Genomic DNA, 11,316 nt, shown 5'->3' on the forward strand with positions numbered 1-11,316 from the left:
AAGGATCTAAAGGATCAGAGGACTGAGAAGGCTTTGGTTCAACAGGGGCAGAAGGAGGAGAAACAGTATCCAGAGATGAAGTGTCCTCCGGAGCAGAGGGCTCAGATGGCAGAACCTCATCAGTAGAATCTTCAACTGGAACAAAAGGTGCAGGCATAGGTTGCACAGCAGAAGGAGCCTCCGGAACTGTTGGTACAGAGGGAGGCTCAGACGGAACTGGTGCAGAAGGAGTCAGCGTCGAATCCGTAGGGATAAATGTTTCAGACGGTTCAGATCCTTCAGGCAAAGAAGGTGTAGATGGTATAAATGGAGGCTCAACAGAAGGGGGTTGTTCAGGTGAAATAGTCTCTGTTGGTCGTTTAGAAGGAACCGTCTCTTCTTCAGATTGAGGAGGTAAAACTGTAGACGTTGGCTTAGAAGCAGTTTCAGAAGAATCTAATTCAGGACCAATGTAAACACTTTCGAGACGAAAATCCCAAAAATCCCCTTCTCCAACAACCAATCTATTCTTTGGATCTGCATTTCCAGAAGAAGAACTTGGACCATAGACACGAAGTTTATATTGATAAGGAAATCCATTCACCGTAGTATAACTATTGGCTAACTTAAAAGAATTTTCCTCTGCTGTCCCAGCAACTTGAACAAGTGAAATACTTTGACTTCCTTTATTGCCAGCTTTTCCTTCTAAGGTTTTGGAAAATTTCTCCATCATGAGCAGTGTACTTCCCAAAACATTCCCGTAGATCAAAATACGATCAGTTTTTTGAGGATTAAACGAGCCGTCATTATTCACAAACGCACTCATCTTAATCTGCACATTTCCCTTTGCATTATAGGCTTCTTTATCATATTGTATCCCCTCTATTGGATTTATGTCATTTAGATTACTTCCTTTCTCAATATATACTTTTCCAATATATAGCGTTTGATAATCTTGAGATATAAATTTATCAAAAAAAATTGTGCTATCAGAAATGCTTATAGACGAAAGTAATGAATCTACAGGAAGAGATTCCTGTAAATCTGTATGTTTCCTTTTGGTGAGATACCATGCAGAGCCATTTGTTAATTCTAAGTGAACAGTTGATGCATCCTCAACACGAATACCCCCTGTAAGGATAGAATCCTTTGCTTTCACCAATAGAGAAGAATTATTTTGAGCCTTTAACAATAAATCACCAGAGATCTTTGTCCTTTCTGTTAATTCAATGGTAGCTTCAGCTCCATAAATATCATCTCCCGTACTATAAATGGCAATACCATCGGGAACTGAAAAAGTTGTCTGTGACAAATGCAAAGATGCTTCACCCCAAACAATTTTTTCTACTTTTGAAAGTTTTTCACTCCCTACCTTAAACATATCACCCCATACATCTGGGCCTAATCCATAAAAATACAGACCGTATACTCCCTCACCCTGAACAGAAATTTCTGTACCTTCAATCTTAATATTTGTCTTTTTAAACTCATTTGATGAAGCGTATTCTTGAACCAATTTACCTTCAGCATCTGCATAACCTGCAAAATTCGTAATCAAGAAGCCATGCATATCAGTGAGCTGAATAGAATCACCACGCAAATGAACATCACCACCCTGTGATATGTCAAAAGCTCTTGGAAATTCATCAATAGTTTCATTATCAACTACAATCGTATGTTTCTTACCTTTTCCCTGAATCTTGGTTGTATCAATAAGATATTTTCCCCCAAATTGTGTTGAAAACGCACCAATCTCATTAAAAGTAATAGTACTGCCTGACATCCTAACGAATGCATCAGAACTACTCACAAATCCAATCCCTTTTGCATTCAAATTATCTGATACAATATCAATATTTACGCTCACTAAAGCAATATCGGTTTTTTTTCCTTCTGCACATACAGCTTGCAAACTACCTTCAATCTTCCCTCTATTCATCACAACTTGCCCGTTCTGAACACGAAAACCGGACATATCCTTAATATTTGAATTGGTTAGAACAAGCCTGCCATCATCTTTTACAGATGCACTATATAAAAATGACTGCTTTGGCCTATGCGAGATAATATTTGTCTCTAATAAATTTAAAACAGTTCCCTCTTTTTCTATAGAGAAGACAGCAACAAAATCATCTAGAGAAGAGACAGAAGGAGTATAATTTTTATTACTTATCGTATGTTTTTTACTATCGCTATATGTAAAAAAACTCCCTGATACATTACAGGAAGTTCCTAAATTATTAGGATTCGCATTAACACTCACGATTGGCAAAAAAGAAACAATAGCCGTTGTAATAAATAAAAATCTATACCCGCTTAATACATTAACCATAACTTTATTCCCAATTTGCCTTTCTCCCCCTGTTAGTTAAAAATAAAAAACATTCCCCATAAGATTAAGTTAAACACACTAACAATAGCAAGTATAAAACTTAACTAATCACTTTATACTTCATAAAAAACTCTATAACTTATGTAAAAATCACTCTATATTTCATAGGCACCTAAAAACGATAGTATAAACCGCCTGAAAAAATAATCCCTGAAAAACCACCTTTTCTAAGGCAATGCTGATAAGTTACATCTCCATGCAAAGCAAAGTTTGAAGACAACTGAGCCTTCAATCCCATTCCAGTTTCTAGAAAAGAGCCAAAAGCCCTCATTGGAATTCATCTTCAAACCGCACACGTTGTTTTCCTCTAAAACTAATGGCAAGCTGAAGCTTGCAATTGAAAGAAACAACAAGAGCCTCTTCAGAAGCAGCAAGCATCTTTCTTAAAGACCACCAACACGCATCACCCACAAATCAAGTTTTCCCATCTCAATATCAAAACCATCAATATCAGACGCCTTATCAAACCGCACATTTTGATAAATAACCTAAACCTGCGGATCAAAAATAACCCCTTTATGCCTGTCATAAATGACTTGCCCGCAATCAATGAAGCACTCAAAGGTGTTTCCTTCAATGTTGCTGTCTTGCCTCTTGCTTGCGCGAGAACATCCCCTTTAAATAAACCATAGGGAAAAAGGACATCTATATAAAAGCCTGTATCATGCTGCATGCTGCCATATACTGTAATAGACCATTTATCAAATGTACTTTTTTGCTTTCTTTAACATCTTGAGGTTGTAGAGAGTTTTTTTCCATTATTCTCCATTATTCCAAAGCTCAAAGTGTGATGTGTATCCTCAATCGCATTGAGCAAGACACTTGCCTCTATACCATGAACATCAGAAACCTGAATCTTACCTTCATCAAAGGAAAGAACCACCCTGCTTCACACCAAACACAGATTGAGATAACGTAGCATTTCTACCACTTTTCTTTTCGCCATTTCCTGTAATAGAACTCTTTTTAAAAGAAGTTTTATTATCTTTTGACACAACCACTGCTGATGTAATCTTCTCAGATCTCTTTAATTCTAAAATTCCATCAGTTCCTGAAAGCCTTTTTCCCCTTTACTTTTTTGCGGCTTAATAACTATGTTATGAGTTCGTATTGTAAAAATAACACCTGTAGTCCTCCTATCCAATCCACTCATATATAACTTATTACGACTTCCAAAAGTACGAGAAGCATCAACTGTATCACACGAATACGACTCAAAAAGAGAATTACACGAGGGGCTATAATCTTCTGCACTCACATCTATATTGTGCACGAAGAAAGAAATAGAGGTCGTAAGAGAACACACACATAGCGTTTTAGTACTTTAATCATAATTTAGTCTAAACTTCCTTTATTTTATCTTCATAAAAAACTGAAAAGACACACCTGGTTCATCTACTTATTATTCTTATTATGTACCGTTACATATAATTTGTTTTGTATTATATGTAAAGTCAAAAATCAGAAAAATGACACAACAAAACCATGTTTTGTGCTTATGTCTTTCACAAAGGATGTATTAAAGAAAAATACAATTAAAAATGATAACTTAATCCACCAGAAAAATGCGTTCCGGAAAAGCCGTCACTCGTAAATTTATGCTGATAAATCAGATCGCTATGAAAAATAATTTTGGGAGATAATTGCGAAAAAACACCAAATCCAGCTTCTAAAGAAGTCCCAAAGGAACCAAGCTGGAAGGCATCTTTAAAATATACAAATTGTTTATCATCAAAACTACGAATGAAATGAAGCTTACCATAGAATGAAAGAACATGTGCATCTTTATCTTTAGTAAATGTAAGTGTCTTCGTTAAATACCCACCAATACGCATCCCCCAATGATCTGGACTTCGCATATCAATATTAAAATTATCAATATCACGAGTCTTATGAAACTGGAGATTTTGATAAACAAACTGAACCTGTGGTTCAAAAATAAAATATCGGCTGCCTATCATAAACGTTTTACCAGCAGTTAAAGAAACACTTAGGGGCTTCCCTCTCAATGCAGCCGTTTTACCTCGCTCAAGTGTGAGAACATTTCCATTAAACAAACCATAAGAGAAGAGACCATCCATATAGAGACCCGTATCATGCTGCATGCTTCCATATGCTGTGATTGTCCATTTATCAAATATACTTTCTTGACTTTGTTTAACCTTTCGAGGCTGCAAAGAAAGCTTGCCATAATTTCCCATAATCCCAAAAGATGTCGTACTGTATGCACTTTCGATTTTCTTGAGTAAAATACCTGCCTCTAGTGCATTATAATCAAGCTCACCGCCATAATCACCATATTTAAATGCAGACAAATTTGAAGTATAATGATGATGTCCACCGTAACCGCGCAAAAATAAAGCGGGATTTTCATCATTTTTCAATAACCGACCAGAAACAGTTCGCAGCGCTTGCAACTGCTTGCTTTGATTACTGATATCCATCAAACCAGCATAAAATAAGGTATTTGGCACAAGAATATAAGTCAAAACCTGTGGAACAACGACTCTCACATTTGGCTCAAAATGAGAAGAAGGCTTAAAAATAGATGCCGGAACAGAAGAACCAGACGCAGGTGGAGTAACAACAAAAGGAGTGGGTGAAACAGATGGCGGAACAAATGAAACAGATGCAACTGAGGAAACAACAGAAGGAGTGGGTGAAACAGATGGCGGAACAGGGGAAACAGATGCAACTGGGGAAACAACAGAAGGAGTGGGTGAAACAGATGGCGGAACAAGTGAACCAGATTCAGGTGGAGCAACTGGATTAGATTCAGCAATAGCGGGAACAACAGGTGCAAGAGAGGAAAGAGGATTGGGGATCTCAAGTACAAAAACATCAGATACATTAGGTGTGGTCGTAAGATGGGAACCCCTATCAGGAGAATCTACAGGAGAAGAAAGACTTGGCTCCTGAGATTTTTTCTGAGAGTTAGAATCAATAGAACCATCCTCACCTCCAGTAATATTAGGATGAATTTTAGGAAAAGAAGGAATATCATCAGAAGAAGGGGGGACAACCAAATCAAGAACAGGAAAAACTTTAGTGGAATCAACAAATTGACTTTCAAGTCGGAAATCCCAAAATGTTCCGGAGTTTTTAAGCACTCTTTGATTGGAATCTGCCGCCCCTAAAGAAGAGCTTGGACCATAACTCTTAAGATGATACTGATAGGGAGAGGCTTCAAGTGTGACATACCCCCCCTTTAACTGAAAAGAATCTTCCATGGCTTTTCCATAAACCTGAATAATGGAAATCCCCTGATTATTACCGCCCTCTCCCGTCAATGCCCCTGGACTTCCAGGAATCTTATAAACATGAACTGTTGTTTTTCCTTCAAGATCACCATTGATTAAAAGCCGGTCAGTTTTTTGCTCTTGCAGAGCTCCGCCTTTATCCAAATATGCATTAAGATAAAGATTCACATCACCGTGCGCTTTATAGACAGTCCCAGATCCTTTTCCAATGAGAAGTGTCTGATAACCATTTGTTTTTTTAGATTTTAATTCTTCAAAAACAAGAGAACTATCCGTAAGATTGACCGATGAAATGAAGGAATAGTCCCCTAAATTAGAACCAGAAGCATCAAAATTTTGCAATTTATCATATTTTGGTCGCGATAAAATCCACTTTGAACCATTTTTTAAATCTATCTTAGCTGTAGAACTTTCATCAACATGTGCGCCTCCTACAAGGGTAGAAGCATCAGCCTCAATCTTTACATTAGAACGCTCAACAGCTTTCAGGAGTGAATCTCCAGAAATTTTTGAATTTTGTAAGAGTTTAACAGAACTTTCGAATTCGCGGCTATAAATAGCCGTACTTTCTGGAGCCATAAAAGTTGTCTTTGTCAAATGGACAGTCCCTTTTCCAGGTATAATTGTTTTTTTATCATTTAAGACAGCTTCCCAAAAAAAGTGCATGCCATTAAATCCATTCCCTCTCACAAAAACATTGGAATATTTTATATGAGCAGCATTATGGTTATTTCCCTGCACTACAATGCCATGAGCATTGTCGACATTAACGTTTCCCTTCTGGAAATTAAGAGAGCCTTTCCCCTGAAGCATACTAAAAACAGAGCCTTCACGATGATTATCTATATTTGTTCCCTGTTTCCCCCTCCCAGTAATAGAAACACCCTCTAAATTAATTTCTCCATCTCCTCCTGTTTGAACACCAATACCATCAGCAAAATCAATTTTTCCTCCTTTCATATAAATTTTTGCACCATTATGACTCAAAAGACCTATCGCATCAGAAGATGTCTTAATCTCTGTCTTGGTCAAAGAAACAAACGACCCTTTACCCCCAACACTGATCCCCATTCTGGTTGCTTTAATCACCCCATCCTGCATCTCAAAAGCTCCCTCATCATTAATATCGGCCCCTATCGACACATCATTTAACATGGAATCAAATAGAGCAACGCCTCCCCCATTTGAGGACTTTACAGCTGTTGTCCAAGCGTTTGTTTCTGAATGTCCATGTGCATTCGAAATACCGTTAATGATTATAGCCTCTCCCTCAATGACTGTATTTTTCCCTGATGCCTCTATGGCAGCATAAGAACTTTCACCCGTAAGTTGATAAGTTTTCTTGGTAATTTCATGCATTTTACCATCATTACAGCGATAAAATGAGGCACTTTCGTTACATGAATATGGCTTCTTCTCAGAAGAAATCTCACCTGCATCAGTATTGTATACAAAGAAAAAAATAACCGTTGTAAAATGATATAAAGAGAGATGATTTTTAAACATAATTTTCTACAAACTTTCTTCCCCTTCTCTAAAAACAAAAAACACGCGTTCTGTTTAATAACTTTGGTTACGCGTGATAATTTAAAATACGTTTTGTATTTTATATATCCACCCTATGTTTTATGTAAAGCCAGAATCCCAAAATATCACAATTTAAAATTGTATTATTTATAAAAACGCGTAAAAATATAGATAGAAATAAAAATTCCACCTCAAAGCAGTAATTTCAAGAGAATTTAATAAAAATAAACTCAAAGAGGAAAAACAGCATAAGAAGCAAAAACTGCAAACCAGAAAGCCTTATCTCGTTTCTAAAAAGAAACAAACTTGCTCATGCAAAAAAAACATTTTTTTAAAAAACTTATTTAAAAAGTTGCAAACAAATAATAAAAAACCACAAGCTATGCTTGTGGTTTTTTAAACAACTTACCTCAAGATGATCATCCTAAAAACGATAGCGCAATCCACCAGAAAAACTGATTCCAGAAAAACCACCTTTACTCAACTTATGCTGATAAACCAAATCACCATGAAGCGCAAATTTTTGAGACAAGCGAGCATTAAGACCTAATCCAGCCTCTAGAGAAGAACCAAAAGCCCCTAACTGGAAAGAATCTTTAAAGCGCACAGACCTTTCTTTTCCAAAATCATGGGCAAAATGGATCTTTCCATAAAAAGAAACATCACGATCTTTTTCAGACGCAGTAAGAGTCTTTATCAAGCGACCACCCATACGCACCATCAATTGATCAAGTTTATCCATCTCAATATTAAAATTATCAATATCGCGGGCCTCATTAAATTGAAGATGCTGATAAACAACCTGAACCTGTGGATCAAAAACAACACCTTCATATCCTGTGGCAATTTTCTGACCACTCATCAAGGAAACACTTAAAGGGTTACCCTTCAATGTTGCCGTTTTACCCCGTGCAGTTGTCAGAACATCTCCCTTAAACAGACCATAAGATAACAAACCATCAACATAGAATCCTACATCATGCTGCATACTGCCATAAACTGTAGCAGTCCATTTATCAAATGTACTTTTTTGGCTTTGTGCAACATCTCGAGGTTGTAGAGAAAGCTTTCCATAAGACCCCATAACCCCAAAGGATATAACACTGTCAACATTTTCAACAGTTTGTAGCAAAACACCTGTCTCTAGTGCATAGTACCCTAGATCTCCCCCATAACCATATTCAAGCGCAGATAAATCTGAGGCATAACGATAATTCCCACCATAGCCACGCAAAAATGAAGCAGAATTTTCATGAATTTGCAACATTCCACTAAGATTAGTCCGTACTATCTCCAACTGCTTGTTTTGATTGCTGATATCTATCAAACCAGCCTGGAACAAACTATTCGGCAAAAGTAGATAAGTTGGCACCTGAGGAACAACAGATCTTACACCTCGTTGAGACAGAGAAACATTTTCAATTTCAGAAAGACTATCTGTAGAAGACGCTGGCACAACATCACCAGAAGATTCGGGAATAATATCCTCAACAGAAACATGTGCAGGAAGTATACGTTTAGAAACCATAGGAGTTTCTCTATAATCAGCAGTTTGAACATATTCATTTTCTAAACGAAAATTCCAAAATGCCCCTCCATTCAAAGCAAATTTCTGTTTAACATGCTCTTCCCCTCTAGTAACACTTGGACCATAAGAACGAAGTACATATTTATAAGGGGCCCCCTCTAAGGCAACATACTGTCCATTCAGTTGAAAAGAGTCATACGATGCATCTCCATAAACTTGAATAATTGAAACACTATGCGCTTTTTTATTTTTTTCTTCTAAACCTCCCGCAACCCCTTGTATATGGACTATAGTTCTTCCCTTAACGTCACCATGAATGAGAAGCCGATCCGTTACTTGATGATCACTTGTATCACTAGGATTTAAACGTGCATTCAAATGAATCCAAGCATCACCAAAAGCCTGATAAACAATACCTGTTCCTTTTCCAATATAAAGCGTTTGATATGCATGATCAGTACTGGACTTTGGTTTTTCAAAAGTAATGGAACTATTAGAAAGGTGTACCGATGAAATAAACGAAACACCTCTATAATTAGGATCTTGTAATTTTTTCTGTCTTGGTTGCAATAAAGCCCACTGTGAATTATTTCCCAAGATAAGGTCGACTTTAGAAGTGTTATCAACCTGAGTTTGACCGACAAGTGCAGAAGCATCAGCAACAACCTCTATAGAAGAGTTACGATCAGCCTTCAGCAACAAATCCCCAAAAAGCTTTGTTTCCTTTAAAAATATTTTAGACTTTCCAGATTGACTGCTATAAACAGCTATACTATCTGGAACGACAAAACGCGTCTTTTTCAAATCAACGCGCAATGATTTTCCCTCTGACAAACCTTCTGAAGCAGCCACACCTTCAAAGTGTATACCATAAAATGCATTACCTTTCACTGTAATATTGGAATCTCCGATATTAATCTGAGGAGCTTTATCTCCCTGCAATAAAAGCCCATGAGCATCAGTAACATCAACAGACCCTTTCATAAACTGAACATAACCATCTTCAGATATATGAAAAGCTGCCTGACGACCTGCATCCAGCCCTTGATCATCCTTGCCGGTACTCCCCTTGCCGGTAATAGAGACACCCTCTAAAATAAGATATCCTTTTTCTCCTGCTTTAACCCCAACTCTCCCTAGGCTAATTTGCGTATTCGTTAAATCAACACCACTTTGAGATTTTCCTCCAGCAAAAGCCCCCACTTTGATTGCATCAATTGATCCACCAGACATTACGATGAATCCACCTTGAGCTTCCACCCCCACTAAAACCCCACTCAACGTGGAATCGCTCAGAAAGACGCCCGCTTCTTCTGATACCTTTACTCCATATTTCCAAAAATTGTTTTCCGAGTTATTCTTTTCATCCAAAATACCCTTAACAGTTACATTCTTGCCACGAATAATTGTACCTTCCTTAGACGCCTCTATGGCTCCATAAACACCATTAACATTTTTATCCATTAGCGAATAAACTTTATTATTAATTTCATGCTCTCCACCACCACACTGATAAAACGCTGCATTCTGATCACATGAAGACTGCTTTTTTCCAGAGATAACCTGAGATTCAGCATTGCGTGCAAAAACACCAACATTGTGTGTCAAAAAAAGAAGTGCCGTTGTAAAAGTACATAAGGAGAAGCGATTTTTAAATAGATTGACCATAATTCCACCATAATCCCCCTCTTCTTACTAAGATCTATACATAACGTATCAAAAAACTTAACCAAAAGAAAAATATTTAATACGCTTAGGTTTTAATATTGTGAGTTTATTAATATTTTTTGTGTTTTATGTAAATATGGAATTAAAAAATTACTCGAAAATACAATCTAAATCTGTCGCTTTTACAAAGAATTTGCAAAAATATAACTGAAGAACGACAGAAAAATCACCTTTAACGTTGTTAGTCAAAAACACCCTTAGTCAGTTGACATGCATTAAGAACACCTACTTTAACTGCCGTCTAATCACCGCCAGAACGGATATAATCAACATCCTTACGATAATATTATATTGAAACAGTGTACACTCTGTAAGCAGACAAAACATATGCCAAAATTGAGAAACAAGAGTTCACATACGCCTTTTAGGCAATCTTCATGGTAAGACAGTCTAATAAAAAGTAGGAACGTGTAAAAATCAGTTCCGATTTTACTATCTCCTTTTAATTCAACTTTACAACAGTCGAAAGCATTCAGAGCCGTACTTTTAAAAAGTGAAGATGACACATAACTTCATCCTGTTATTTATCGAATTCCTTTGAAGAAAACATATTTTCCAAAACAATATATCATTGTGTTTCTCATTCACCAATTTTCTCAGATATATCTCATTATTTCCATCCCCATTTCACAACGACAGCGGATATAATATAAAGTTCATCGGATACAGCCCTCATTGCGCCTGAGTAGCATTTTTGTCTTTGCCAATTTCTAATATTGTAAATCCTCTCCTCTTAACATAATTCCCAAAATTATATTGACCCTTTCTTAAATGATTATCCACTTGCCAATCTTACATATAATAGACAAAGGAATGCTTTTTATGGATTCATCATAAGAGCATTGAAAATATTTCAGCGCCCTAAATTAAAAAATATCTTTATAAATCAAAATATTATAAAT

The 11,316-nt window shown here is 36.8% G+C and carries 3 protein-coding genes and 1 pseudogene; all 4 read right to left on the reverse strand.

What is annotated here, in order from left to right; genetic code table 11:
• The coding region (locus ACFIMG_RS01560) for an autotransporter outer membrane beta-barrel domain-containing protein (protein ID WP_375678784.1) at positions 1-2,311 on the reverse strand (2,311 nt) is incomplete at its 3' end.
• Between the two features lie 172 nt (positions 2,312-2,483).
• Positions 2,484-3,209 (reverse strand): annotated as a pseudogene (locus ACFIMG_RS01565) (autotransporter outer membrane beta-barrel domain-containing protein); the annotation flags it as partial.
• Positions 3,210-3,906: 697 nt separating this feature from the next.
• A complete protein-coding gene (locus ACFIMG_RS01570) occupies positions 3,907-7,137 on the reverse strand; it encodes an autotransporter outer membrane beta-barrel domain-containing protein (protein ID WP_375678783.1) in 3,231 nt (1,076 codons plus the stop codon).
• Positions 7,138-7,582: 445 nt separating this feature from the next.
• Positions 7,583-10,354, reverse strand: a complete 2,772-nt coding sequence (locus ACFIMG_RS01575) for an autotransporter outer membrane beta-barrel domain-containing protein (RefSeq protein WP_375678782.1) — start codon at positions 10,352-10,354, stop codon at positions 7,583-7,585.
• Positions 10,355-11,316 lie beyond the last annotated feature (962 nt).

Origin of the sequence: Bartonella sp. AP11XZML (genome assembly GCF_042196445.1) — a bacterium.
Lineage (GTDB): Bacteria > Pseudomonadota > Alphaproteobacteria > Rhizobiales > Rhizobiaceae > Bartonella.

Bases quoted from the DNA above. Each gene is read 5' to 3' on its own strand.
- ACFIMG_RS01575 (WP_375678782.1), bottom strand. From the start codon at position 10,354: ATGGTCAATCTATTTAAAAATCGCTTCTCCTTATGTACTTTTACAACG.
- ACFIMG_RS01570 (WP_375678783.1), bottom strand. From the start codon at position 7,137: ATGTTTAAAAATCATCTCTCTTTATATCATTTTACAACGGTTATTTTT.